This is a genomic window from Rhizobium ecuadorense (assembly GCF_001187535.1).
Classification (GTDB): domain Bacteria; phylum Pseudomonadota; class Alphaproteobacteria; order Rhizobiales; family Rhizobiaceae; genus Rhizobium; species Rhizobium ecuadorense.
Genome location: NZ_LFIO01000716.1, coordinates 1 through 379 on the forward strand (window position 1 = coordinate 1; position 379 = coordinate 379).

1 protein-coding gene is annotated in these 379 nt (G+C 51.5%); it reads right to left on the bottom strand.

All coding sequences use genetic code 11. The features are described from left to right. Window positions 1-161: 161 nt before the first annotated feature. Window positions 162-379, bottom strand: a 218-nt coding sequence (locus tag AF337_RS44375) for a hypothetical protein (RefSeq protein WP_210168058.1), incomplete at its 5' end; no start/stop codon positions are given.

The window sequence follows — 379 nt, forward strand, 5'->3', positions numbered from 1 at the left end:
CTATTACACGCCGAGCGGGTTCCGGCAGCTAGCCCGTATTGCGATCGAGAGGGGACTATTCTCACATTTCTTCTTGAGCACTTCTCCAAACAACAAGGACTTCGGTTGGGTATTGTGGCGTGATCCCAAGGCGGGTTCCAATTGAGGCTAGCTTTCACCGTTCAGAGGCCCTTATCGGCATGTCTAGCCGTTGCCGAGACGTTCATCAATTTGCAATTACAGGTAAATAACCGGCTTTGTGACATGGCTTTCGTTTCTCGTCTGCAATATTGGGTCTTCCACAATCGTTTGCCTCGCCTCATAAAGGCTGTGAGCGCATCAAGGCCGTGGTGCAACGCGACAGGCAATCTGAGCAGTAAGAGCATATAGTCATGGCGCG